18 protein-coding genes and 1 pseudogene are annotated in these 25,884 nt (G+C 67.9%); 5 read left to right on the top strand and 14 right to left on the bottom strand.

Annotated elements, in window-relative coordinates:
* Window positions 1-134 precede the first annotated feature (134 nt).
* Window positions 135-467, bottom strand: a complete 333-nt coding sequence (locus tag MRAB57_RS18085) for a hypothetical protein (protein ID WP_157900622.1) — start codon at window positions 465-467, stop codon at window positions 135-137.
* Window positions 468-479: 12 nt separating this feature from the next.
* On the opposite strand from MRAB57_RS18085, the pseudogene MRAB57_RS29220 reads away from it, so the two are divergent.
* Window positions 480-545, top strand: a pseudogene (locus MRAB57_RS29220) (peroxiredoxin); the annotation flags it as partial.
* A 9-nt stretch (window positions 546-554) separates the two neighbouring features.
* Here the strand turns inward: MRAB57_RS29220 and MRAB57_RS18080 are convergent.
* Window positions 555-1,907 (bottom strand): cytochrome P450, encoded by a 1,353-nt coding sequence (locus MRAB57_RS18080; protein WP_077088569.1) that lies wholly within the window; start codon window positions 1,905-1,907, stop codon window positions 555-557.
* A gap of 116 nt (window positions 1,908-2,023) precedes the next feature.
* Between MRAB57_RS18080 and MRAB57_RS18075 the strand changes: the two genes are divergently transcribed.
* Window positions 2,024-2,464 (top strand): nitroreductase family deazaflavin-dependent oxidoreductase, encoded by a 441-nt coding sequence (locus MRAB57_RS18075; protein WP_077088568.1) that lies wholly within the window; start codon window positions 2,024-2,026, stop codon window positions 2,462-2,464.
* Here the strand turns inward: MRAB57_RS18075 and MRAB57_RS18070 are convergent.
* The 5 genes from MRAB57_RS18070 to MRAB57_RS18045 all read right to left on the bottom strand — a co-directional run bounded on the left by MRAB57_RS18070 (window position 2,461) and on the right by MRAB57_RS18045 (window position 15,687).
* Window positions 2,461-3,786: a dipeptidase gene (locus MRAB57_RS18070; RefSeq protein WP_077088567.1), complete on the bottom strand. Its 1,326-nt coding sequence runs from the start codon at window positions 3,784-3,786 to the stop codon at window positions 2,461-2,463. The genes MRAB57_RS18075 and MRAB57_RS18070 overlap by 4 nt on opposite strands.
* Before the next feature lie 23 nt (window positions 3,787-3,809).
* Complete coding sequence (acpS, locus tag MRAB57_RS18065; RefSeq protein WP_077088566.1) at window positions 3,810-4,208, bottom strand: holo-ACP synthase AcpS; 399 nt, start codon at window positions 4,206-4,208, stop codon at window positions 3,810-3,812.
* Window positions 4,209-4,236: 28 nt separating this feature from the next.
* Window positions 4,237-13,464: a type I polyketide synthase gene (locus MRAB57_RS18060; protein ID WP_077088565.1), complete on the bottom strand. Its 9,228-nt coding sequence runs from the start codon at window positions 13,462-13,464 to the stop codon at window positions 4,237-4,239.
* Between the two features lie 559 nt (window positions 13,465-14,023).
* Complete coding sequence (locus tag MRAB57_RS18050; RefSeq protein ID WP_108637960.1) at window positions 14,024-14,743, bottom strand: DUF1906 domain-containing protein; 720 nt, start codon at window positions 14,741-14,743, stop codon at window positions 14,024-14,026.
* 59 nt (window positions 14,744-14,802) lie between these two features.
* A complete protein-coding gene (locus MRAB57_RS18045) occupies window positions 14,803-15,687 on the bottom strand; it encodes a MerR family transcriptional regulator (protein WP_077088563.1) in 885 nt (294 codons plus the stop codon).
* Between the two features lie 40 nt (window positions 15,688-15,727).
* On the opposite strand from MRAB57_RS18045, the gene MRAB57_RS18040 reads away from it, so the two are divergent.
* Window positions 15,728-16,879: an aromatic ring-hydroxylating oxygenase subunit alpha gene (locus MRAB57_RS18040; RefSeq protein WP_077088562.1), complete on the top strand. Its 1,152-nt coding sequence runs from the start codon at window positions 15,728-15,730 to the stop codon at window positions 16,877-16,879.
* On the opposite strand, the gene MRAB57_RS18035 is transcribed toward MRAB57_RS18040, so the two are convergent.
* Window positions 16,880-18,214, bottom strand: coding sequence for a lipocalin-like domain-containing protein (locus tag MRAB57_RS18035; RefSeq protein ID WP_077090671.1), 1,335 nt, complete (start codon window positions 18,212-18,214; stop codon window positions 16,880-16,882).
* Window positions 18,215-18,325: 111 nt separating this feature from the next.
* On the opposite strand from MRAB57_RS18035, the gene MRAB57_RS18030 reads away from it, so the two are divergent.
* Window positions 18,326-19,792 (top strand): aldehyde dehydrogenase, encoded by a 1,467-nt coding sequence (locus MRAB57_RS18030; RefSeq protein WP_077088561.1) that lies wholly within the window; start codon window positions 18,326-18,328, stop codon window positions 19,790-19,792.
* On the opposite strand, the gene MRAB57_RS18025 is transcribed toward MRAB57_RS18030, so the two are convergent.
* The 6 genes from MRAB57_RS18025 to MRAB57_RS18000 form a co-directional block, all read right to left on the bottom strand.
* Window positions 19,787-20,314 (bottom strand): maleylpyruvate isomerase family mycothiol-dependent enzyme, encoded by a 528-nt coding sequence (locus MRAB57_RS18025; protein ID WP_077088560.1) that lies wholly within the window; start codon window positions 20,312-20,314, stop codon window positions 19,787-19,789. The two genes, MRAB57_RS18030 and MRAB57_RS18025, sit on opposite strands and share 6 nt — an antisense overlap.
* Complete coding sequence (locus tag MRAB57_RS18020; protein ID WP_077088559.1) at window positions 20,307-20,753, bottom strand: MaoC/PaaZ C-terminal domain-containing protein; 447 nt, start codon at window positions 20,751-20,753, stop codon at window positions 20,307-20,309. The genes MRAB57_RS18025 and MRAB57_RS18020 overlap by 8 nt, the downstream gene beginning before the upstream one ends.
* On the bottom strand, window positions 20,750-21,256 hold the full coding sequence (locus MRAB57_RS18015; RefSeq protein WP_425436817.1) for a MaoC family dehydratase: 507 nt from the start codon (window positions 21,254-21,256) through the stop codon (window positions 20,750-20,752). Before MRAB57_RS18015 ends, MRAB57_RS18020 begins: the two co-directional genes overlap by 4 nt.
* A gap of 36 nt (window positions 21,257-21,292) precedes the next feature.
* Window positions 21,293-21,718, bottom strand: a complete 426-nt coding sequence (locus tag MRAB57_RS18010; RefSeq protein ID WP_077088557.1) for a nuclear transport factor 2 family protein — start codon at window positions 21,716-21,718, stop codon at window positions 21,293-21,295.
* A 67-nt stretch (window positions 21,719-21,785) separates the two neighbouring features.
* Window positions 21,786-23,372, bottom strand: coding sequence for an AMP-binding protein (locus tag MRAB57_RS18005; RefSeq protein ID WP_077088556.1), 1,587 nt, complete (start codon window positions 23,370-23,372; stop codon window positions 21,786-21,788).
* Window positions 23,372-24,481 carry a Rieske 2Fe-2S domain-containing protein gene (locus MRAB57_RS18000; protein WP_083743446.1) on the bottom strand — a complete coding sequence of 370 codons (1,110 nt, stop codon included), beginning with the start codon at window positions 24,479-24,481 and terminating at the stop codon, window positions 23,372-23,374. Before MRAB57_RS18000 ends, MRAB57_RS18005 begins: the two co-directional genes overlap by 1 nt.
* Window positions 24,482-24,642: 161 nt before the next feature.
* Between MRAB57_RS18000 and MRAB57_RS17995 the strand changes: the two genes are divergently transcribed.
* Window positions 24,643-25,884 (top strand): cytochrome P450, encoded by a 1,242-nt coding sequence (locus MRAB57_RS17995; protein ID WP_077088555.1) that lies wholly within the window; start codon window positions 24,643-24,645, stop codon window positions 25,882-25,884.

Below are 25,884 nucleotides of genomic sequence, written 5' to 3'. Positions count from 1 at the left end.
GTCACCGACAGTCGGGGCCGTCGTAGAGCCTGGGCTCATCAGAAGTCGCCGGTAGTATTCGGCCACCGTCAGCGTCGGCGGCTTCTGTATGTGCTTGCCCCTGCGGCGATCCCGCTGCAATATTTTGGGATTGCTCACTTGGTGGCCCCTCTGTTTCGGTGGCCCCATCGGGGCGCTGCGGCGGCTCTACCCGCCTCGCTGCGGAACATCGGCCTATCCGGTTGGATGCCTGCGCCCTCATCCTCGTCGCCCTCAGGCGGCGGGAATAGGTCTAGTTGCTTGATCAGCGCCACGAACTGCGCCCGGTACTGGCGCAGCTCGACAAGCTCGGGCATAGCCAGGGGTTGCTTGTTGGACCCCTGCACCCGCCGGGACTCGGCGTCGTCAACCTTTGTCTGCGTCGTGGCCCCACGCGGCGGGCAGTGCAGCACGAGGGCGTCGACGACGGCGCGTAGCGACGTGGCCATGTTGTTAGGAGTGTCGCGCAGTACAACGTGAAGGCCACCGGCCACGTCGCCAAGCTCCGGCGCGACCTGTCGGTCTAGTCAGACGCCTCAGTCGCCGATGACGGCGGCCTCTTTGTACTCGGTGATCGGCCGCGCGACCCCCTGCTCGTCGCACACCCGCTGCAGCTTCTCCAGCGTCTCGTCGATCCCCGGACCGAGCCGCCTGCCGGGGGTGAATGTGGCCGGCAGGTGCTGCATGCCCTGGATCACGCCGATCGTCGGGTAGTGCACGGTGCCCTCGGGTTCGCAGCGGTAGTCCGGCATCCGGTCCAGCACCGCCATGAGCATCGACTTGAACACCACCCGCGCGACGTTGGAGCCGATGCAGCGGTGGACGCCGAGCCCGAAGCTGAAGTGACGATTGTTCTTACGCCCGAGGTCCAATCGATTCGGGTCGGTGAACACCGCCGGATCGCGGTTGGCCATCGCCCAGGACAACCACAGGCGGTCGCCCTCCTTGAATTGCGCGCCCGCGATTTCGAGATCGGCGGCGATGGTGCGGCCATCCCCCGGCGCGGGGGTGAAGTAGCGCAGGAATTCTTCGGTCGCCGAGTCGAGCAGAGTTTCGGATTCCCGCCGCAGCAGTTCGCGCTGCTCGGGATTCTCGCCCAGCCATTCGAGCGCGTGCGCGGTCAGCGCCGTCGTCGTGTCGAAACCCCCGCCGATGATCAGGCCGAGCATTCCGAGCAGTTCGGCGTCGGGGGCGGGCTCGCCGTCGATCTCGAGCCGTGCCAGCGCGTCCACCAAGCCGGGACGCGGGTTCTCGCGGATCTCGAGGAGATGGTTGAACAGGTCGGCTCCCATCGCCATCGTCTGCTCCAAAACCCTTGGGGCATCCGGCGAATCAGCGGGGGTGTAGACGTTGGCGTGGGCCGGCTCGCAATAGAGCTGCCACTTCTTCAGCGGAACGCCCATCATCGCCAGGGTCAGGACGGCGGGCACGACGTTCGCCAGGTCGTCGACGAAGTCGATCCGCCCGGCCTCGATTTTCTCATCGATGCTCGCCCGCACGATCTCGTCGACGAACGGCGCCCAGCGCCTGACGGCCGCCGGCGACAGGTAGGGGTTGAGGATGCCGCGGTAGGCGCCGTGCTCGGGTTCGTCCATCTCGAGCATGCCGCCGCGGACGCCGGTGCCCTGCGGCAGCGTGGGAATGGTGATGCCCTTGTAGCCGGTGCCTTCGCCGGTGACGTCGTGGTCGTTGGACACCTGCGGACAGCGGGCGAGCTCGAAGACTTCGCTGCTGCCGGCGGCCACCCAATGCCCGTCGTAGGTGTCGGTCCAGGCCAGCGGGCATTTGGCGTGCATGTCCTCGGTGATCTCGGTGAACCGCTCGCGGTACTCCGGGGTGTGGCGATCAAAGTGGTAACGGTTGGCCTTGCTGACGTCTTCCGTCGTCACGTTGGCGCCTCCTTGCGCACGCGTCGCTGCGTATAGAAGCAGTATGCAATGAGACGGTCGGTCTCGGAAAGCATTCTGAGGGCCCGTCGCCCAGTCGACTCGGCAATACTGACCGCATGAGTTCCTTCGCAGAAAAAGCGCTCGCCGGATTCATCCGGTTCCACGACCGGGTGTACAAGGGAACCCACGGTTGGATCGGGCACCGGATGATGCTGATTCCCAGTTTGCTGCTGCACACGGTGGGCGCGAAGACCGGTGAGCCGCGCGCGGCATCGCTGGCCTATGGCCGTGACGGTGACGACTACCTGGTGACCGCGTCCAACGGCGGTGCGCCGCGATCGCCGGGCTGGTACCACAACTTGAAGGCTCGCCCGGACGTGGAAATCAACGTAGGCCCAAGGCGTTTCGGCGCCACCGCGCGGCCGGTGCTGCCGGGCGATCCCGCCTACGATCGGCTCTTCAAGATCGTCAACAAGGTCAACAGGGGCCAGTACGCCAGGTACCAGGAGCAGACGTCGCGCCCGATCCCGATTGTGGTGCTGACACCGAAGCGCTAGGCCAGGTTGGCCAGCAGCAGCGCCTCGGCGATGGCCGCGCGTTCCAGCACGCCCAGGTCCAGACTCTCGTTGATGCTGTGGGCCTGCGTCGCGGGGTCCTCGACGCCGGTCACCAGGATCTTGGCCTGCGGGAACGCCGCAGCGAACTCGGCGATGAACGGGATCGAGCCGCCCATGCCCATGTCGATGGCGTCCACGCCCCAGCCCTGGCGAAACGCGGCCCGCGCGGCGTCGTAGACCGGGCCGCTGGCGTCGATGGCGTAGGGCTCGCCGACGTCGCCGCGGGTGACCGCCAGCTGCGCGCCCCACGGCGTGTGCTGCTCGAGGTGAGCGGTCAGCGCGTCCAGGTGTTCCGCGGCGTCGCCGCCGGGGGCCACGCGCATGCTGATCTTGGCCCGGGCCCGCGGGATCAGCGTGTTCGACGCCTTGTCGACGGGCGTGGTGTCGATGCCGATCACCGTGATGGCGGACTTGGCCCACAGCCGCTGCGGCGCCGAACCCGAGCCGATCTCCGACACCCCGTCGAGCAGACCGGAGTCCGCCCGGACCCGCTCGGGCGGGTAGTCGACGTCGGCCGCCGTGCTCTCGTGCAGCCCTGCCACGGCCACGTTGCCCTCGTCGTCGTGCAGGCTGGCCAGCAGCCGCACCAGCACGCTCAGCGCGTCGGGAACCACACCGCCCCAGATGCCGGAGTGCAGCCCGTGATCCAGCGTGGCGACCTCGACCACACAATCGACCAGGCCGCGCAGTGTGACCGTCAGCGACGGCGTCTCGGTGCTCCAGTTGTCGGAGTCGGCGATGACGATCACGTCGGCGGCCAGCGCGTCGCGGTGCGCGGCGAGCAGGCGCCCCAGGGACGGTGAGCCGGACTCCTCCTCGCCCTCCACGAAGACGGTGACCCCGACCGGCGGTTGGCCGCCGTGCGCCCGGAACGCCGCCAAATGCGTTGCGATTCCGGCCTTGTCGTCGGCGGTGCCGCGGCCGTAGAGCCGGCCGTCGCGCTCGGTCGGCTCGAAAGGCGCCGAGAGCCATTGGCCGCGGTCGCCTTCGGGTTGCACGTCGTGGTGCGCGTACAGCAGCACGGTGGGCGCGCCGTCCGGCGCCGGATGATGGGCGATGACCGCGGGTGCCCCGCCCTCGCTGACAATGCGGACATCGCCAAAACCGGCCTGCGACAACAGGTCTGACAGCGCCTGCGCACTGCGGTGCACCTCGTCGCGCCGGCCGGGGTCGGCCCACACCGACTCGATCCGCACCAGGTCCTCGAGGTCTTTCCGGACCGACGGCAACACGTCGCGGACGCGCTCAACCAGATCGCTCATGGGCTCGAGGCTAGTCGAGGGATTCAGCCCTCGGTCGTCTCGAGGATGGCCACCGCGGCGGCGGTGTCCCCCTCGTGACACAGCGAGACGTGGATCGTCACGTCGGCCAGATGCTTAGCGATGTCGCCGGTCAACCGCACCCGCGGCCGTCCCCACATGTCGGTGACGACTTCGATGTCGCGGTGGATGTCCTCCCGCAACACCGGCCGCTGCGAGAAGCGCGATCCGGACCACGCCTTGATCACGGCCTCCTTCGCCGCCCAGCGGGCCGCCAGGTGGCGTGCGGCCGACGAACTCTTGTCCGACGCGTCGCGGCGCTCACCAGGGGTGAACGTCTCGGAAAACGCCGTTCCCGGCTGGTCGACCTGCTCAGCGAAATCAGGAATGGAGACGAGGTCGATCCCCACTCCGACGATGCCCATGGCTAGCCAGGCTAACGGATGACCGAAGTCATCCGGTGTAGGCCTCGTCTTCACCCAGCCGGGCGGCCTCGTTCAACAGCATCATGGCCTCCTGACGCTTCTCCGGTGAGTCGTGGTCGAAGCGACGGTCCGGCGGCCGCTGGTACATCGGCTCGCCGCCGGCGATCGCCGACACCAGCCGGCGTTGGCCGGCCAGCAGACGAGCATCGGCACGCTCGCGGTAGTCCTCGCGCTGCTCCGGGTCCAGCGAGGCGATGAACGCCTGCGGGTGGACCAGCGCGACCAGGCCGGACACGTGACCGAACCCGAGGCTGGTCAACATCCCGGCCTTGAGCGGGAACTTGCCGCCCAGCCGCAGGGTGTCGCGCACCCAGACGAAGTGCGCCGAGCCGGCCAGTTCGTCGTCGACGCAATCCAGGCTGCGGTTCGGCGGGATGACCCCGTCGCGCAGCATCTGGCACAGCCCCATCATCTGGAAGACCGCCGCGCCGCCCTTGGCGTGCCCGGTGAGGCTCTTCTGCGACACGATGAACAGCGGAGCACCCTCGGAGCGCCCCAGCGAGTCGGCAAGCCGCTCGTGCAGCTCGGTCTCGTTGGGGTCGTTGGCCAACGTCGAGGTGTCGTGCTTGGAGATCACCGCGATGTCGTCGGCGCCCACACCGAGCTTGGCCAGTTCGCGCGCCAGCACCGAGTCCTTGCCACCCCGGCCCGCACCCAGCGCGCCCAGCCCGGGGGCCGGGATCGAGGTGTGCACTCCGTCGCCGAAGGACTGCGCGTACGCCACCACCGCAAGCACCGGCAGGCCCATCTTGAGGGCCAGATCGCCCCGGGCCAGCAGGATGGTGCCACCACCCTGCGCCTCGACGAAGCCCAGCCGGCGCCGGTCGTTGGGCCGGGAGAACTTCGAGTCGTGGACACCCCGGCCGCGCATCATCTCGGTGTCGGCGGTGGCCGCCATGTCACCGAAACCGATGATGGCCTCGAGCGTCAAATCGTCCAGACCGCCGGTCACCACCAGTTCTGCCTTGCCCAACCGAATCTTGTCGACGCCCTCTTCGACCGAAACCGCCGCGGTCGCGCACGCCGCGACCGGGTGGATCATCGAGCCGTAACTACCGACATAGGACTGAACCACATGCGCGGCAACAACATTCGGCAGCACTTCCTGCAGGATGTCGTTCGGCTTGTTCCGGCCCAGCAGGTTGCCGTGGTACATGGTCTGCATCGACGTCATGCCGCCCATACCGGTGCCCTGGGTGCTGGCGACCAGGCTCGGGTGCACCCACCGCATCAGCTCGGTCGGGCTGAAGCCGGCGGACAGGAAGGCGTCGACGGTCGCGATGATGTTCCACACCGCCACGCGGTCAATGGAACTCGCCATGTCCGGGCTGATCCCCCACACCGTCGGGTCGAACCCGGTCGGGATCTGTGCCCCAACCGTCCGCGACAGCTTGGTCTTGCGTGGCACCCGGATCTCGGTGCCCGCCTTGCGGACCACCTGCCAGTCCGCGGAGTCGGGCACGGGCCGGATGGCCGTGTGCTCGGGATCGAACTCGGCGAACGCGCGGGCATCGGCCTCCGACGACACGACGAAACTGAAGTCCTTGTCCAGGAACACCGAGACCAGCAGCGGCGACGCGTGATCGGGATCGATCGCGCCGTCGTCGACAAACTCACGGATGCCGGTTCGTTCCACCACGGCGTCGTGGTAGCGCTCGACCAGCTCGGCCTCGTCGACCAGATCACCGGAAGCCGTGTCGTACCAACCCGGTTGGGGGTCGTCTTCCCAGCGGATCAACCCGGTGGTCCAGGCCAGCTCCAGTACGCCAGCCGCCGACAATTCGTTGTCGACCTCCATCTCGAACCGGGTGCGCGACGAACCGTACGGGCCGAGTTCGGCGCCGCCGACGATCACCACCAGGTCGGCCGGGTCGACGTCGAGGTCGTCCCATTCCGGCGGCGGTGCCGGGGTGTAACCGCGCGGCGGCGACGGCAGCGCGGCGATGGTGCCCTCGGCCGCGGTGTCCTCGGCCTCGTCGTCCGATGCCGACGTCGCCTGCTCGCGCGCCTTTGCGGCCAGCTCGGCCATGTCGAGGTTGGCCTCGCCGAGCCCGCCGGTCAGGTCCGCCTCGATCGGCTTGCCGGCCGCGGCGACCTTGGATTCCACATCGCACAGGCTCAGCAGCATCGCAGCCATCTGGTCGGTGGAGTAGGTCGTGACACCGGCCTCTTCGACGGCGGTGACGATGGCGTCGTTGTGCCCCATCAGCCCGGTGCCGCGGGTCCAGCCGATCAGCGCGTGCGCCAGGCTGACCCGGGCCGCCCACGAAGACTCGGCGTGCCAACGACTCACCAGCGCGTCCAACGCCGACTTGGCCTCACCGTAAGCGCCATCACCGCCGAACATTCCGCGGTTGGGCGAGCCGGGCAGCACCACGTGCAACCGCGATGCGATGTCGCGCTCGGCGCCGATGGTCGATAGACCAGCGATCAGCCGCTGCACGGCCCACAACAACACCTTCATCTCCATCTCGGAGCGTGAGCCCGCCTCGGAGAGGTCGCCGACCACCCGCGGTGCCGCGAACGGGAACAGCAGCGTTGGGGTCTGCGCGTCCTTGACGTGAATCGACTGTGGCCCAAGGCTTTCGATTTGCTCGTTGCCAACCCATTCGACCAGTGCGTCGATGTCGGAGTAGGACGCCATGTTGGCCGCCAACACCCACAGCGTCGCGCCATAGCGGGCGTGGTCGCGGTACAGCGCGCGGTAGAAGGCCAGTCGCTCCTCGTCCAGCTTTGAGGTGGTCGCGATGACGGTGGCACCGCCGTCGAGCAGTCGTGCTGCCACTGACGCGGCGATCGAACCCTTCGAAGCTCCTGTCACGACGGCGATTTCGCTGCTGTGCGGGCCGGGATCCGGGTTCTCGGCTCCCGCGGCGATGCGGCCGTACAGCGACGCGTGGATCTGACGACCCGCGGCCAGCGACTTGCCCTGCCACCAGGTGGCTTGAGTGGCGACCACATGGCCGGCACCCTCGAACCTTTCCGACAGCCGCAGCCAGTCGGAGTCGATGTCACCTTCATCGGACAGCCACAGCTTGACCAGGTCCTCGCGGGCGCTGGCCCAGCGGTCGTCGAACACGACGGCCTTCTTCGAGTCGAACACCGGCGCCACCAAACGTGGCCAGTCGGCACCCAATTCGCCGGTGACCAGGTCGATGAGCTCGGCATCGGTGGCCGCAGGCAGCGCCCCGGCCGGCTCGTCGAGACCCAACTGACCCAGCACCAGGCGGGCCGCCGACGCGAGCACACCGTCGCGCCCGGTGATCTGATCGGTGAATTCGGAGAGCGCGGCGGCGTCGACGGTCGCTCCACCGCCACCGCCCGCCGACGGCAACGCCACCGAGATGCCTTGCCGTGCAGCGACGGCGGCGACCGCGGCGTCGACGACCTTGTCGACCGACCCCGCATCGGTCAGGGCGCCCTCGTGCAGATGGCCCATCGCACCGCCACGAACACTGGTGCCTTCGCGGGTTCCCAGCGCGACTTCGACGGTCACGTGTTTGGCCCACCCCGCGCCGAGCTCCCAGGTCTTGGTGACCCGCTCGGTGATGGCGGCAGGCCGCTTGCCCGACGGCCCGAGAACCGTCTTGAGCTGATCGTTGATGGCGTCGGAAAGCACTGGGCCGTAAGGCTTGTAGGTGCGTGCCAGCTTGGTGACCTGCGCCCGCAGTCCCGCCAGGTCGGCCTCGGCGGCACCGTCGATGGCTCCCAGGTTCAGCTCAGAACCCAGGTCGACCAGCAGCTGGTTTCGCCGCGATGACGCCCCGTCGGTGATGGACTCGATGGAGTCGAGTTGCTCGATCTGGTCGATCCGCATCTTGGCCGACAACGCGATCAGCGCCAGGGTGGCGTCGGCGGCGTCGAATCCGATGTCGTCGGGGGCCGCACCCGAGGGGGCCGTGGGCGTGGGGGCCGGTGCGGCCTGCACGCTGGCGGCACCTTCCGCCGCGGCCGACTCGGCGGCGGGCTCCGACGCGTCGTCGGGCTCGGGCTCGGGGTCGGTGTCGTTGGCGAACAACACCGCGGCGTCACGCTCGGCGTTGAGCACTTCCACTGTGCTGTGGGCGTATTCGGGCAGCTTGAGCGTATTGGCAGCCAGTCCGGCGACGGTCGGCGCGGTCTTCACACCGATCTCGACGAACCGCTCCACACCGAGACCGCTCGCGGCCTCTTCGATGAACAGCAGGTCCTGGGTCTCGATCCAGCGCACCGGGCTGGCGAACTGCCATGCCAGCAGCTCGATCAACACCGTGCGGGCCATGTCGCGCGGCCGGTCGCGCAGCCACGAGTCGTAGTCGGCGAGGATCTCGTCGAGCGGTTCGGCGGGCACCAGGTCGCGGATCTCCTGGATGAAGTCGCGGTCCAGGGTGAACGGCCGCGGCACCAGGTTGGGAATATAACGCCCGATGATGATGTCGGGGTCCTTGTCGCGCGGCATGACCCGCTCCAGCGAGCGGCGGAAGTCGGCCACTCCGACCCGCAGCACGCGGGAGTGGAACGGCACGTCGATGCCGGGCACCAGAATGAAAGAGCGCTTCCCACCGCTGATTTCGCGGCGGCGCTCCACCTCGGCCTCGAGCGCCTCCAAGCCCCGCACCGTGCCGGCGATCGCGTACTGCGAACCACGCAGGTTGAAGTTCACGATCTCTAAAAACTCACCAGTATTCGCCGCGATTTCGGCGACGAAGTCGGTGACCTCGTCGTCCGGCAGGTCGATCTGCGACGGCCGGATCGCCGCCAACCGGTAGTTGGAGCGGCCCAGCTCGTCGCGCGGCACGATGTCGTGCATCTTGGAGCCGCGGTGGAACACCATCTCCAGCAAGGCTTCCAGCTTGTAGATGCCCGTCACGCAGGCCAGGGCGGTGTACTCACCGACCGAGTGGCCGCAGGCGATGGCGTCCTCGACGAAGGCGCCCTGCTCACGCATCTCGGCGACCTGCGCAGCGGCCACGGTCGCCATGGCGACCTGGGTGAACTGTGTCAGGTACAGGACACCTTCGGGGTGGTTGTAGTGCACGCCGCTGGCGATGATGCTGGTCGGGTTGTCGCGCACCACGTGCAGCACCGAGAAGCCCAGCGTGTCGCGGGTGAACTTGTCGGCGGTGTCCCACACCTTGCGGGCGGCCTTGGACCGGGCCCGCACCTCCATGCCCATGCCCTTGTGCTGAATGCCCTGACCCGGGAAGGCGTAGACCGTCCTGGGCGCGGCCAGCCGCGCGGTGGCCGACATGACGAGGTCTGTTCCGATCTTGGCGGTGACCTCCAAAATCTCTGCGCCCTGGTCGATTCCGACGCGGTCGACGCGGAAGTCGACCTGATCGCCGGGACGCACCATGCCCAGGAATCGCGCGGTCCAGCCGACCATGCGGGCCGGCGGGCGGGCCTGGCCGTCGGCGGCGGTCACCGCGTGCTGCGCGGCGGCCGACAGCCACATGCCGTGCACGATCGGCGATTCCAGGCCGGCCAGCAGCGCGGCGGCCCGGTCGGTGTGGATCGGGTTGTGGTCGCCGGACACCACCGCGAACGGGCGCATGTCGACCGGCGAGGTGATGCTGACGTCGCGGCGGCGACGGCGCGGGGTGTCGGTCGCGTTCTCCGACACCGCGCCACCGGCCCGGACCGGGTCGGTGAGCTCGGCGGCACCGGTGCGGCCGAGGATCGCGAAGCGCTCCGCGAGGGTGGCGATCGTGGCGCCGTCGGGACCGGTCACCGTCACCGAAACGGGAACGACCCGGCCCATGTCGGTGTCGATGGCCGCCGAAGCCGTTGCGGCGACCGTCAATTGGGCCGGCGTCGCCGGCAACCGGCCGACCATGTCCGCGGCGTGGTCCAGATGCACCAGGCTCAGCAGGCCTTCGACCACCGGCACACCGGCCTCGGTGATCGCCGAGCCGATGGTGGCGAAAACCGCCGGCCAGCAATGCCCGACGAGCGCGTCGGGCACCGTGGTGAGGCTGGGCGCCAACGGCTCGCCAAAGGTCGCGGTCACACCGGTGTGGTCGGCGACGCGCTCGGGGTCCCAGTCCACCGTCGCGGTGGCGGTGCCGTCGGTGACCGGCGGCAGGAACTCCGGCCCGTCGACGCCCGCGGCGATCGCCAGGACCGCGCGCATGGCGGTGGCGGCGTCGTCGGTGGAGACCATGGGAATGCCACCGTCAATGGTGTTGGCGCGCAACGTGAATGGGATGTCGATCCAGACGCCGGAGATCGGCACGCTGAGGACGACGTGCTCACCATCCGGGTTGACCTGCAACCGTGCCCCGGTGGACGAGTGGGTGGCCCGCTGGCTTTCGGGTCCGTCGTGCACCAGCCACTCGGCCGGCTCCGCGATGCGGTGCACCGGGTTGGTGGTGGTGCGCCCGGCCCACAGCACGTCGGGCGCGTCGAGCACGACTGCCAGCGGCCCGGTCACATCCGGACGGCCCAGCCGGCGCGACCGGACGGCCTTCGGCTCGGCCCCGGACTCCAGCACCTCGTCGACGGCGGCCTGCTCGAAGCGGTCGAGCAGCTCGCCGACCGGCTCGTCGAGTCGGGTGATGCCCGCGACCGCTGCGGTGCCGGGGATGATGCAGACCTGGTCGGCGTCGTAGCGGGCATCGTGTGCCTGCCACAGCGAGTCGCTGCGCCACCAGCGCCGCACGTCCTTGTCGATGACGGGGACGAAGTTGACCGGCTTGCCCAGCGTCTTGCACAGCGTGACGAAGAACGGCACGTCGGCGGGGTGCAGCACGGCGGTGTCGGCGTCGGGGTAGCCCGCGAGCAGCGCGGCGATCGCGGCCTCCGGGTTCTCCAGCAGCGCCTCGTCGTTGTACAGGGTGTCGATCGGACCGTGGTCCTGGGCGTGCAGGCGCGCCTCGGCGCGCTGCAGCATCTGCTGGAACCGGTCGCGCCAGGTGTCGGCCAGCCAGGGGCTGCCGGGCGACGCGGTGTCGGCGGTCGAGTCGCCCTCCCCGATGGCCAGTTCGACGTAGCGCCGCAGCCACTGCAGGTAGGTCATCTCCTTGACGTCACCGAAGTACGGCTTGGCGGTGTTGGCCATCGCCGCGATGATCTCGTCGCGGCGCTCGGCGACCGCGTCGGCATCACCGGCGACCTCGTCGAGCAGCCGGCCGCACCGCGAGGCGGAGTTGTCGATCTCGTGGATGTCCGCGCCGAGCTGGCTGCGGCTGGAAGCCATGCCGCCCTGGGCTTTTCCGGCGCCGATCCACTGGTCGGTGCCGTTGGTCTCGACCAGCATCCGCTTGACCGACGGCGAGGTGGTGGCCTCCAGCGTGGCCATCGCCGCGGTGCCGACGAGGATGCCGTCGATCGGCATCGACGGGAAGCCGTAGGACTGCGACCACCGACCGGACAGGTATTCGGCCGCCCGCTCGGGGGTGCCGATGCCGCCGCCGACGCAGACGGTGATGTTCGCGCGCGACCGCAGCTCCGAGTAGGTCGCCAGCAGCAGGTCGTCCAGGTCTTCCCAGGAGTGGTGGCCGCCGGCCCGCCCGCCCTCGATGTGCACGATCACCGGCTTGGTGGCCACCTCGGTGGCGATGCGGATGACCGAGCGGATCTGCTCGATGGTGCCCGGCTTGAACACGACGTGGCTGATGCCGACGTCGTTGAGCTCGTGGATCAGGTCCACGGCTTCCTCGAGGTCCGGGATGCCGGCGCTGATCACGAGGCCGTCGACGGCCGCGCCGGACTGGCGGGCCTTCTGTACCAGCCGCTTGCCGCCGACCTGCAGCTTCCACAGGTACGGGTCCAGGAACAGCGTGTTGAACTGGTAGGTGCGGCCCGGCTCGAGCAGCCCGGACAGCTGGTCGGTGCGGTCGGCGAAGATCTCCTCGGTGACCTGCCCACCACCGGCGAGCTCGGCCCAGTGCCCGGCGTTGGCCGCGGCGGCGACGATCTTGGCGTCGACGGTGGTCGGGGTCATGCCGGCGAGCAGGATCGGCGAGCGCCCGGTCAGCCGGGTGAACTTGGTGGAGAGTTTGACCCGGCCGTCGGGCAGGCGAACCGCGGTCGGGGCGTAGCTGGACCAGGCGCGGGCCACCTCGGGGGTGGCGCCGACGGTGAACAGGTTGCGCTGACCGCCGCGGGTCGCGGCAGGCACGATGCCGACGCCGAGGCCGCGGATCACCGGCGCGGTCAGCCGGGTCAGGATGTCGCCGGGACCCAGGTCCAGGATCCAGCGGGCGCCTGCGTCGTGCACCCGGGTGATCTCCTCGACCCAGTCGACGCCGCTGACCAGGATGGCGTCGGTCAGGTGGCGGGCCAGCTCGACGTCCAGGCCGACCTTCTCGGCCCAATTGCCGACGATGTCGATGCCGTCGGCCAGCCGCGGCGTGTGGAAGCCCACCTCGACCTGAACCGCGTCGAAGACCGGCGCGAAGACGTCGCCGCCCCGCAGCTTGTTCTTGCGGTCGGCTTCTTCTTTCTCGGAGATCTGCTGGCAGTACAGCTCGAAGCGGGACAGCTGCTCGGGGGTGCCGGTGATCACGACCGAGCGCCGGCCATTACGGATGGACAGCACCGGTGGCAAAACGGTCCGCACGTCCTGCGCGAACTCCTCGAGCAGGTGGCGGATGCGCTCGGGGTCGGCGTTGGTGACCGACACCATCGGCGAGCGGTCGCCCAGGATGGAGATGCCGCGGCGACGGGCCACCAGCGTTCCGGCCGCGCCGATTAGCTGCGCCATCGCCAGCAGCTCCACGTCGCGAGCCCCACCGGCCTTGAGCGCCTCGACAGCCAGCACGCCCTGGGAGTGCCCGGCCACCGCCACCGGCGGCGTCTCGACGAGGTCCAGGCCCTGGCGGCTCAGCGCCCTGATCGCCGCGATCTGGGTGAGCAGCACGCCCGGCACCGACACCGCGGCGGAGGTCAGGTGCTTGTCCGACGGAACCGGGTCCTCGGCCGCCAGCGCGCGCACCCACCGCAGCGGCTCGAAGCCGATCGGACGCACCACGACGAGTTCCTTGGCCACCGGCTCCAGCAGCAGTTCGACCTCGCCGACCAGCGTGGCCAGGTCGGTCTCGATGCCCGCCGAGGACACCAGCTCTTCCAGCGTTTCCAGCCAGGCGCTGCCCTGTCCCCCGAATGCGACTGCGTACGGTTCGCCGGCCGCCAGACGGTCGACCAGAGCGTGGGTGCTCTGCGGACCACTTCCGTCGCGGTCTGCGGACACCCGGCCATGCTCGTGGATCGTCACGTTCTGTATCTCCCTGTATGCGTCTTTACGTATCGGTTCTTCAGCCGGTGCAGGACCGGCGGGCAGTACCTCGTCGATTCCGCTCTGAATCGCAGCCAAAAAGCAGGTGACCGGTGAGTTGTCGGTGGGCCACTCAGGTGAGCCGGGCGGCGTGGCCGACTCCATCGGCTGTACTAAGAGTGTCATAAGGATTCGCGCGCTTTTCGCGTGCTGATCGGTTACTGGTGAGTTCTACGCGCGGGTAACCGTGTCGTGGGTAACACCGCGATTAACCCCGCCCGTGGGCGTCTCGAACAAACGTCCTGCGTGCAGGTGGTTACGGTCGAGTAGCTATAACTTCGCTGTTCAAGGCCGCATTGTTATCAAATCGTTATGTGAAAATTTTCCACTTCGCGCCGCGCGAGACCGGCCGTCTACTTCGCGCTCGAACGCGCGAGGGCGTTGGCGGCGCCGGACGAACGGCGAACGAGTGTTTGCTGGAATGCGGCCGACGGAGGCGGTGTGGGCGCGATGCGGTACGGGACGGGCCCCGCGATGGTGTACGGGGCTTGTCTAGAACTCAGGCCCACTGCCCGTATTGGGGCTTGAGGATTTCGTTGATATCCACTCCCACCCCGCCGACGCTGCGCTTATCGATCTCCACCTGGTGCAGATTCGCGGCCGGATGGGCGTATCCCTTGGGCGATCCCCAGTTGTGCTGCCAGAAGTAGGAGCCCAGCCCGTCGTGCAGCGCCCAGTCGATGGTCTTGGAGTTGGCGTAAACACCCGTCCGCTGGTGTCCGACCACCGATTCCCAGGCGCGCAGGTACGGCGCCACTTGGTTCTTGTACTGCTCGTAGGACGGGTCGTCGTCGATCGAGGCATAAATCGGGGCGCTGGCGGGGCCGCCGGCCGCGGCGTGCAGCTGCATGCCGCGTTGTGCGTGCTGCTGACCGGCGCCGGCGCCGCCCAGCCAGTCGGAGGTGCTGCCCTTGCCGTACTGGTAGCAGGAGACGATTTGCAGGCCGTTGCTGTTCAGGTCCCGCGCCTCGGAGACCAGAATCGGCTTGCCCAGCATCCAGTTGCCGCCCGGCCGGCGATCCGACACGTACCGGATCGACCCCACCGCGCCGGCGGCCCGGATCTGGCTGGCGGGGATGACCCCTGCCGCGTAATCCAGCAGGGTGCCGAGGGAGGCCGACGCGGGCGCGGCGTGCAGCGACGAGGCCGCGACGCCGACACCGACGAGGGCAGGGGTCGCGGCGGCGAATTTCAGCACGTCACGGCGGGTAAACGACACAGCGATAGGGTACGGCAGAAATAACACTGGACACATTAGACACAGTGGTCACATCTGCATCACATCTCGTGCAGCGCCGGTTTAGCCGCTGGCAGCACGATGACGCTCACGGTTTCCAGGCCCCGCTGGGCCGTTCGGGTGGCGATCTCATCGATGCAGAGCTCAGCGGCCGGGTTGATCGATCGCGCCCAGGCCCGGAACCCCTGCACGATCACGGGGTCATGTTCGAGCAGCGGCCGCACACCCCGCAGCACACGGATCACGTCGTCGGGCAGCGGATCGGCCAGCTGTTGCTCAATCCAGGTGTGCGCGAGTTCTGTTGCAGCCGAAAGATTCTCGCCTAGTGCAATCACATCGCCCGCGAGGGTGCGCAACCGGTCGAACAGCACCCCGCGCCCCGGCGTCTCGGCGAGCTGCTTTAGCAACGTGGTGGCCGCCGGCGGCAGCACCATCTGCCCGAATAGCGCGGGGACCGGCAGTTTCCACTCTTCGAAGAGGTCGGCGTACATCGCGGCGATGGGCGCCGATAGCGGAGCGCTGAGCCGCCCGATGACGCCGATGCTGTCGCGGTGCGTGGTCGCCAGGGTGCGCAAGATGTGTTCGTTGACACCCCCGTCGCCGCAATCGGTGGCCGCATCGATGGCTGCGATCAGCTGGTCCAGCCGGTCCCGCTGATGCACCAGCAGCGTGCGGTGCTCGTCCAGCAGGTCGGCCAAGGTGGTCTGCCCGCCGTCGACGAGTCGTTGGATGTCGTTGATTCCGACGCCGAGGCTTCGCATCAGATCGATGCGTAACAAGTCGAGGACCTGCTCGACATCGAAGACTCGGTAGCCGTTGCTCAGATACTCCGCGCGCAGCAACCCGATTTTCTCGTAATGGCGGATCCGGCCCGCAGCGATGCCGGTCAAGGCCGTGACGTCGCCGATCAGCAACTTCTCAGCCACCCCTTGACCTTACAACTGTGACAAGGTCTGTACTGGGCCGATGGACCACGACCAGCTTGTCGACCTGACCCGACGGGCTTTGAAGTTGGCGCGCGACAAGACGACCGACCTCGCCGCAGGCCAGCACACGGTCGATGCGCGGGACTACTCCTCCCCAGAGCGGCATCACAGCGACCGGGCCCTGATGCTGGCCAGCCCGCAGCTCGTCGGCTACGCCTCCGAACTGGCCGGACCCGGCGCGTACTGCACCAAGACGGTGATGGGGCGGTCCGTCCTGCTGACCAGGACGTCCGACGGGTCGGTCAAGGCGTTCGACAACGTCTGCCTGCACCGGCAGTCGCAAGTGGTAACCGGATGCGGCACCGCCAAGCGCTTCAGCTGCCCGTACCACGCCTGGACCTACGACAACAGCGGCAAGCTGGTCGGGCTGCCGGGCCGCGAGGGCTTCCCCGACGTGGCCGTCAGGTCCGCCGGTCTGACCGAGCTGCCGGCCGCCGAGTTCGCCGGTTTTCTCTGGGTGGCGCTCGACGCCAGCGCCACGCTCGACGTCGCCGCCCACCTGGGGCCGCTGGCCGAGGAGTTGGAGTCATGGGGCATCGGGCACTGGTCGCCGTTGGGCGAGAAGGTGCTCGACACCCCGATCAACTGGAAGCTGGCCGTCGACACCTTCGCCGAGAACTATCACTTCGCGACGGTGCACCGGGACACCTTCGCCACCATCGCCCGTAGCAACTGCACGGTGTTCGACGCCTACGGACCGCACCACCGGCTGATCTTTCCGCTGAACGCGATCCTCGACCTGGAGGACGTCCCCGAGGAGCAATGGGATCCGTTCCACAACATGGTCGTGATCTACGCGCTGTTCCCCAACATCGTGCTGTCGGTGACCATCGCCAACGGCGAGCTGTTTCGCATCTACCCGGGCGACGAGCCCGGACGATCGATCACGGTGCATCAGAATTCGACCCCGCTGGACCTCTCCGAGGAATCGGTGGCCGCCGGCGCCCAAGCCGTCTTCGAGTACGCGCATGCCACCGTGCGCGACGAGGACTACCGCTTGGTCGAGGGTCTGCAGGCCAACATCGAATCGGGCGCGCACGATCATCTGGTGTTCGGGCGCAACGAACCGGGATTGCAGCATCGCCACCTCAGCTGGGCCGCGGCGCTGGAAGCCGCGTCAACCGCCGGCTGACTACTTCTCGGACAGCGCGGCGATCAGGTCATCGAGAAGCGTTGCGAGCGCGCCGTTTTGCGCGGGTGCCGCGCCGGTCAACAGCTCGACCGCTTCGCTGCGACGCCCGGCGGCGACCAACGGCACCAGCCGATCGACCACCGACTGTAAGCCGGAGTCGACGTCGGCGACCGTGGTGGCCAGCACCTCGACCAGCTCCCAGTCCCGATACATCGCCAACGAGCGTTCGTTGAACGCGAACCCGGTCACCGGCTTGCCCCACAGCGTTCCGGTGTAGCGGTACGGGCCTTCCATGTATTCGATCGGCAGGCCGTGCGCCGGGGCGGGCACCAGCGGCTCACCGACCAAGTCGAGTTGCATTGTCGCGCAGGTTATCCGGTGCCGGTCGGGCATGTAGCGGGCCGAGGAAGGGGGGCGCACCAGCGGCCGCACGTTCTCCGGCCAGCGCACATAGCTGCTGATCGTGACCTCGACGTCCTCGGCGCATTGCGGCGGGATGTCGGGATCGGGGTGGCTCATCGTCACACCGGTAAACGGTTGCAGCGCATTGTCGTTCGTGCGGTCGAACTGACGCCAGATGCTCACGTCGACGCCATTGTCGAAGTTGATGGTGCGCCACTCGTGCGACCTGGCCCGCGGGTCTCCGTCGGTTCCTCCCCCGCCCGCATACCTCGGGAACCACTGCCGGTCGACGTGGCCGGCGTCGCCGCTGACCTGCTGGACGACATCGCCCCACCGCAGCGTTCCCGTCATCGCCATCCCGGTCTGGAAGTAGGAGTAGGTGTCGGGTTGGCCGAAGCAGGCGATCTTGCCGTTGTACGTCGACGCGCCCAGCGGCGTCGGCGGGCGCGTCGGGGTGACGACCAGGTCCAGCCGCATCGGCCGCTGCTGATGATCCGTGCCCACCAGGCTGACCCGATAGGTGTAGGGCAGTAATTCGCCGTCACCGTCGAGGCAGGTGGTCCACGACGCGGCGCCGGCGCCGCTCTGGTAGCTGATGTCGAGATGGCCTGCGGCCATGGACATTTTGCGCTGGGATCCCGGCTCCATGTTCTTTGGCGGCATGTCGTAGTCGGTGTAGGTGCCGTAGTCGCCGGTGTCGAGATCGAACAGCGCCAACGTGTAAAAGTCGGCGACGACCGTTCCCCCGGGTTGGTTCTTGTTGAAGATGGTCAGGAAGGCGAACGACCGGTCGCTCTCGGCGGCCTGCAGTTGACCCGCGATGAACCAGGTGTCGGACTCCTGGTCGGGGTGCTCGCCCTCGGCGGCCGGGAAGTCCAGCTGCGGGTCACCCGGCACCAACTGAAACGGGTAACGGCGCCAATCGTTTTTCATGCCAACCTCGTTCTTGCAGGACACAGTGACAGCCGGGGCCTTTTTTCGCTATGTTAGCGTCAATAGCGAATTTACGGCCACGCTCCAGCCCCTTCCGTAGGAAGTGCCCCGATGACAGACAATTCCGGCCACCGTTCCTATAACGAGTTGTTCGTCGGGGGGCAGTGGCGTAAGCCCGCCAATCCGCAGCAGCTCGCCGTGATCTCGCCGCACTCCGAAGAGCCGATCGGGCACGTCCAAGTGGCCGGCCCCGAAGACGTCGACGTCGCTGTCGCGGCCGCGCGGCAGGCCTTCGACCACGGCCCCTGGCCGCGGCTCACGCACGCCGAGCGGATGGCCAAAGTCGAAGAGCTCGCCGCGATTTACGCCGGGCACGTCGACGAGATGGCCGACCTGATCACCGACGAGATGGGGTCGCCGCGCAGCTTCTCCCGGATGGGCCAGGGTGCGGCTGCCGCGGCGATGATTCACCTCACGCTCGCCGCGGCTCGGGAGTTTCCCTGGGTGGAACGCCGCCAGGGTGTGCTCGGCGAAGTGCACCTGCACCGGGCCCCAGTCGGGGTGGTCGGGGCAATCGTGCCATGGAATGTCCCGCAATTTTTGATCATGCCGAAGCTGATTCCGGCGCTGATCGCCGGCTGCGCGGTCATCATCAAGCCCGCGCCCGAAACACCTTTGGACGCTTTGTGGCTGGCCGAGATGATCGAGCAGCTGGGCCTGCCCGACGGGGTGGTATCGGTGCTGCCCGGCGGCACCGACGTGGGCGAGGCACTGGTGCGCCACCCGGGTGTCGACAAGATCGCATTCACCGGCTCCAGCGCCGTCGGTCGCCGCATCGCCACGCTCTGCGGCGAGCAGCTCAAGCGGGTCAGCCTGGAACTGGGCGGCAAGTCGGCGGCAATCGTCCTCGACGACGCCGACTTCGGCAAGACGGTGGCGGGACTGAAGTCGGCCAGCCTGATGAACAACGGACAGGCCTGCGTCGCGCAGACCCGCATCCTGGTCAGCGAAAAACGCCACGACGAATTCGTCGACGCACTGGCCGGGATGATGTCGGAACTGAACGTCGGCGACCCCACCGACGAGAACACCGACATCGGACCAATGTTCGCGAAACGGCATCAACACCAGGTGCAGGAGTACATCCGGTCGGGGCAGAGCGAGGGCGCCCGCATCGTGCTCGGTGGCGTCAACACCACCGAAGAGCGCGGCTGGTACGTGCGCCCGACGCTGTTCGTCGACGCCACCAACGACATGCGCATCGCCCGCGAGGAGATCTTCGGCCCGGTGCTGACGGTGCTGCGTTACCGCGACGAAGAAGACGCGCTGCGCATCGCCAACGAGACCGATTACGGCCTGGCCGGTTCCGTGTGGACCGCCGACATCGCGCACGGCCTGGAGGTCGCCGCACGGGTGCGCGCCGGCACCTACGGCATCAACATGTACACCCTCGACATCGGCAGCCCGTTCGGCGGTTTCAAGCATTCCGGCATCGGGCGCGAGTTCGGGCCGGAGGGCCTCGACGAGTACGTCGAGCTGCAGACGGTGATCGCCGGCGGAAAGCTGCCTCCGCTATAAAGCATTCGGCCAGAACGGATTCCGGCCGAGCAGCGCGAGCAGCCGCACCTGCGGATCGCCCTCGCCGCTCACCGCGACCGGGGCGCTGAACATTCCGGACGCGATCAAGGCGTCGTGATCGGGCGGCAAGCCGGCGCAGAACGATTCACACCAGCCAGGGTCCAGCCGGTCGTCGGCCCCGACCGCGCGGGCAAGATCCCAGGTGTGCACCAGCACGTCGCGCGTCAGATTCGGCAGCAGCGGGTAGGCATCCGAGCGCACGGCCCGGCCGGAATCGAAGGCCGCCGCCAGCGCGGCGTAGGTCGCCCGCCACCGCGCCTGCGGGTCGTCTCGCGGTCGTTCGGGTTTGAGCCCCAAGGGCCGCAACAGAAGTACGTCGTGAAAGCCGATCACGTGTTCGAGGACTCCCCTGGCGTCCCACTCCTCGCAGGGCGAGCGACGCTGCCAGTTGCCGTCCGCCGCCGCAACCGCGTCACCGAACCGCCGGCATACCGCCAAGTGCCTTAAGGCGAAGTCATCCATCGCCCGGCAGCTGCAGCGTGAGTTCGACCGGACAGCACAGCGCGCCGTGCTGGTTGGTCACCTCGATCTGGATGTCGACCAGGCAGCGCGGCGGATCCACCGACTCGTCGCAGCGCTTGGCCACCGCGCGGCCGCGGCCGATCATGGTGTCCCCCGCATACACCGAGGCGGCCAGCCGCAGGGATCGGCGCACCACCCGACTGCGGGGGCCCGCCCAGTCGGTCGCGACCCGGTCGGCGAACCCGGCCAGGTGCATAGTGTTGACGTAAATCGTTGGGCTGCCTTGGCTTTGGGCGTAGTTGGGATCGAAATGCCCGGGGAAATAATCCCACGTGGCCCCGGGGTTTTCGACCACGCGCTGATAGCTGATGTGGTCCACCACCTCGGGCAGCTCTACGGGAACGGCGATCTCGCTCCAATTCAGGTCCGCGGCGCTCATCCCGGCGCCCCGGGGGTGAAGCGGAACAACGTGTTGCGGCAGGTGGCGACGACGGTCCCGTCCTCGCGCCGATAGGTCTCCAGCGTTTCGACGAAATGGCCGACGCCCAGGCGCGTCCGCTTCTCCGGCGACACCGACACCAGCTCCTCGACCGCGGTGAGCACATCGCCCTCGAGGATCGGATGCGGAAACTCAACGTCGTTGGCCGCGTTGATGAATGTGGTCCCCGGCAACGGCACCCGCAGGACGAGGGATGCCGCCGGTGGCCTGCCGCCCGGCTGCCACGGCGGGGGTATCAGCCAGCCCATCAACAGGGCCGGCGGGGCCAGCAGGCCGCCCCAGGTTTGGCGCGCGAACTCGGCATCCCAATACGAACGGTTGCCGTCTTGCACCATGGCGGCGAACAACTGGATGCGCGCACCGCTGACCGGTGTCGCAGCGGTGCGTGGCGGGCTCGCCTCGCCCACCATCCGCAGCGCATCCTCGTAACTGCCAAAGGCCATTTGGTAGCTGAGGTCCTGATCCACGTATCGGACCTCTTACATGACGAGCGGGTGCCGGCTGGGCACCAAGTCCCACGCCAACTGGCGGGACGTGAAGTACCAGCCGCCGCGCTCGTAGGTCAGTTCGTCGGTGTACGTCCCGGTGGCCCGCAACGTGGTGTCGCCGTAAACGGCCGCGAAAAGCACAGCGACACAACGCTGAGTGGCGTTGACGCCGTCGACGTGAATCTCATGATCGACGGTGACCAGCCGCGCACCCTCGCCGCCATCGAAGGCCTGGCTCAGGTCGGTAAACGACTCGCCGTCACGCACATACGAGGCGCCGGAGTGGCGGAAGGTGGCGATCCAGCGATCGCGGTCACCGGCGGAGTAGGCCCGGTTGTGCCGCGCGTCGAGGTTCAGGATGCCGTCTCGGCCCATCGCGCCCTGCAGGAATTGTTCTTGCTGATACGTCAACGTCATCGCGGCACGCCGGCCTCTCTACGAAATGCCATGGAACAACTCATATGTAACCTCAATTTAACTCATGTCAGCGGCTCACGATATAGCCGCAACTTTCCCGATCCCAGGCTCCCGGAGTCAATCCTTGAGCGCGCAACAAGTCTTTACGTACGCGCCCAATAACGTTCTTCGGAAGTTCATTTACCGCCTCGACGTAGCGCGGCACGCAGAAGTAGGGCATGCGCGCGGCACAGAAGTCGAGCAGCTCGACGCAGTCCAGCTCGGCCCCGGGCCGCAAGACGACGACCAACAGGATGTCGTCTTCGCCCAGCTCGCTGGGCACCCCGATCGCGGCGGCCTCGGCGACGGCCGGATGGCCCATCACCACCGTCTCCACTTCGACCGAGGAGACGTTTTCGCCGCGCCGGCGCAGCGAATCCTTAATCCGGTCCACGTATGTCAGGTTCTGATCCGAATCGAGCCGACCGAGGTCGCCAGTGCGAAACCATTCCGGATGGGCATCCAGTCGCGCACCGTCGCCGACATAGCCCTCGCTCATCACGTGCGGATACCTTGGCCGGCAGGCGATCTCGCCGACCGCGCCCGCGGGCAGCGGATTGCCATCCGCGTCGACGATGCGCACGTCGAAGTTCGGGTTGGCTTGACCCGACGTTCCCGGAACTCCGTCGTCGGCAACGCCTTTGACGGCGATCGGAAAGGCCTCGGTCATCCCATACATCGTGACGATGCGACAGCCGTAGCGCCTTTCGATCTCGCGATAGGAGTCCGCGCCGATCGGCGCGGCCGAGATGAACCGCAGCGGCAGCTGGGCGTCACGCGGATCGGCGGGCAGATTCTGCAACATCGACACCATCGCCCCGGCGCCGGCGAAACCGACCGCGCCCCGGGCCCGCACGTCATCCCAGACCTCGCCGGGATGAAAAGCCTGCGCCAGCACCGTCGTTCCGCCGACCAGCATCGGGGCCAGCACGCTGGGCGCCGCGCTCAGATGGAACAGCGGCATCGCCGTCCACAGCGCCTCGCCCGCCGCGAACTGCCACGCCGAGGCGGCCGTCGCGGCCACGGTGAACAGGTAATTCCAGGTGGTGGCAACGGCTTTCGACGGCCCGGTGGTACCCGACGTGTAGAACAGCGCCCCCACCTCGTCGGGCGTCACGCCGGCGTCGGGCCCGGGGCCGGTGGCACCGCGCTCCAGCGCGTCGCACAGCGAATCATCCGCCACCACAACGTCTGTCACAGTGTCCAGGGCGCCGGCGACCTCGTCGACGCGGGGCCGGCGTTCGGCGTCGGTGAGGATGACCTTGGCCCGCGACAGCCGCAGGGTGTGCAGCAGGAACTCGCCCTTGTTGGCCGCGTTGACGGCCGCGCTCACCGCCCCGATGCGGGCCGCACCGAGCCAGAAATACACCCATTCCGGGCAGGTGCCGGTGAACAGCGCCACGCCGTCGCCGCGGCCCACACCCAACGAGGTCAGCACGGTCGCCGCCGCGACGGAACGCTGCCGCATCTGCTCGAAGGTCACGTCCGTTCCGGCAATCGACATCATCACGCGGTCGGGGTACTGCTCGGCGCGGCGATCGAGCACCGCGGGCACGGTGAATCGGTCGACGCCGAAATCGGCGGGCCCGGGCGGTCCGCTCCGGTCAGCGCACATCAGGCCTTCGCGGCCGCCGGGTCCGGGTCGCCCGACGCCGTGTAGCCGAAATCGGTGGACGAGGGCTCGGTGCCCGGGTAGAAGCGATGGGCCCAGCGGCGCAGGGCGGCGTAGTCGTGTGCCTCTTCGGGGGCCAGGTTCGGCTTCTCCAGGTACTTCATGTTCTCCCAGGTGAAGAAGTCCTGCTTGATGACCTCTTGCTGCAGCGCCAGGAATTTTCCGGCGCGCCCGGTGGGCACCTCACCGCTGTCGCCGGGCTCGCGGATGGACGCCTGGGTGAAGAAGTAGTCGGTGTAGTCCTCGTCCACCGGGGTCTGTCCGGTCACCTCGATGGTGGCCACCAATTCGCTGGGGAAGCGGACGATTCCGAGGCCCAGCGAGTAGTTGTCGTAGATGATCTTTGCGTCGACCGGGCCGTCGGGGGTCAGCCACGTCGCCTCGCGGCCGCCGCCGAAGTGGGCGCTGACCGTGGCGTGCAGGTGATACCCCGAGACCTCGAACGACGTGGTGTTCGCCGGGTTGGCGGCCTTGTGCACGTATTGCACGTGATACGGGTCGGCGGCGTTCTCGATGATCATCTGCGCGTGCACCTTGACCCTGTTCAGCATGCGGGTGTGCGGGTGCAGCGGGTAGTACTCGCCGGTCTCCAGTTCGGGCAGCACCGGCGGCTGCCAGTACGGCGCCCTGCCGTGGCGTTCGTGCCAGACCAGGATGTAGCCGTACCACTCCACGGTCGGGTAGGTGCGGACGCGGATGTTGTTCTTGCAGCCGATCTTGCTGTACGGGATCAGCGCGTTGGAGCCGTCGCCGCGCCACTGCCACCCGTGCCAGGGGCAGACGATGTTCTCGCCTTCCACTGTGCCGCCGACACCCATGTTGGCGCCCAGGTGCAGGCAATAGGCGTCCATCACCTGGACCTTGCCCGATGCGGTCCGGAACGCCACCAGTTCCTCGCCGAAATAGTGCATGCGCTTGACCTGACCGACGGCCAGCTCGGAGGCGAAGGAAACGATGAACCACCCCGTCGGAAATCGGTAGGTGGACAGCGCTATGCCGGTCGGACCGAACTCACGTTCCGACGGGTCTTGCTCTGACAATGTATCTGTCACGACTGCTCCGTATCCCACGCGGCCCGAGCGCAACTGGGCCGCCCTTGACTCACCGCGGTTCGACCGCAAGGTCTATTTTTACTATTTTAAGCATTGAACGTCAACGCGGGCGCCAGCGGGTGGCGCCTCGAGGTGCAAGTGTCGAGTGGAGTGTGGTTGACATGACAGCGGCTGCCGCGGTGGACCTATCCGATTTCGCCCTGTGGCGCAACGGTTTTCCCGACGAGTTGTTCGCCGACTTGCGGAGTACCAGGCCGCTTTTCCGGCACGAGCTGACGCCGGGTGTCGCCGACACGGTGAAGCGCCAATTCTGGGTGACCACCAAGCACCGGCATGCGGTCCGCCTGCACCGCGACGCCGACTCGTTCACCGCGGCCGACGGCCCGCTCATCCAGCCGGTCGCCATGTTCTCGTCGTTCCCGACGATCATCACGTTGGACCCGCCGGACCTGAACAAGCGCCGCAAGCTCATCTCGAACGCCTTCAATCCGCGGGCGATCGCCAAGCTGGAGGACGGCATCCGGGCGCGTGCGGCGCGGATGATCGACGCGCTGCTCGCCAAGGGCGGCGGCGACTGGATCGACGACGTCGCCGACGCGTTGCCGATGACGGTGATCGGCGACATCATCGGAATCCCGGACGACGACCGGTCGCGAATCTTCGATATCTTCGACCGCATCCTGAAGGTGCTTGCGCCCGAGGCGGGCCCGAGCGGACAGGTCGAACTCGAGCTGTTCGGCTCCGTCTTCGCGTACGCGATGGAGCTCACCGCCGACAAGCGGGGCAGCCCGACGGACGATATCTGGAGCACGCTGGCGACCGCGGTGATCACCGGCGACGACGGCGAGCAGTTCAGCCTGCCCGAAAACGAGCTGGAGTTCTTCTTCTTCGTGCTGGCCTTCGCGGGCAGCGACACCACGAAGAACGCGTTGGCCACCGGGCTGCAGGCGTTCGTCGCCAACCCGGAGCAGATCGAGCGGTATCGCGAGCAGGAAGCGTTGCGGCCCAGCGCTATCGAGGAGGTGCTGCGCTGGGCGTCACCGGTGGCGTACTGGACGCGCTCGGCCAAGGTCGACGTCGAGATGGACGGCCAACTCATTCCCAAGGGCGACCGCATCGTGTCGATGCTGCGGTCGGCCAACCGCGACGAGGAGGTCTTCGACTCACCCTTCGCGTTCGATATCGGCCGTCAGCCCAACCCGCACGTGGCGTTCGGCGGCGGCGGCCCACACCACTGCCTGGGCGCCATGCTGGCGCGCGCGGAACTGCGGGCGGTCTTCGACGAGCTGCTGCTGCGATGCGACGACATCACGCTCGGGCCCGCGAAGGTCGCGCATCCGAACCTGCTGACGAATATGTCGATCTACGACGAAATGGCGATCTCGCTGACCGAGCGGCGCTGA

Origin of the sequence: Mycobacterium rhizamassiliense, assembly GCF_900157375.1 — a bacterium.
Classification (GTDB): domain Bacteria; phylum Actinomycetota; class Actinomycetes; order Mycobacteriales; family Mycobacteriaceae; genus Mycobacterium; species Mycobacterium rhizamassiliense.
The sequence above is the reverse complement of the archived record's forward strand: the minus strand, read 5'-3'. Positions and strand labels throughout refer to the sequence as shown.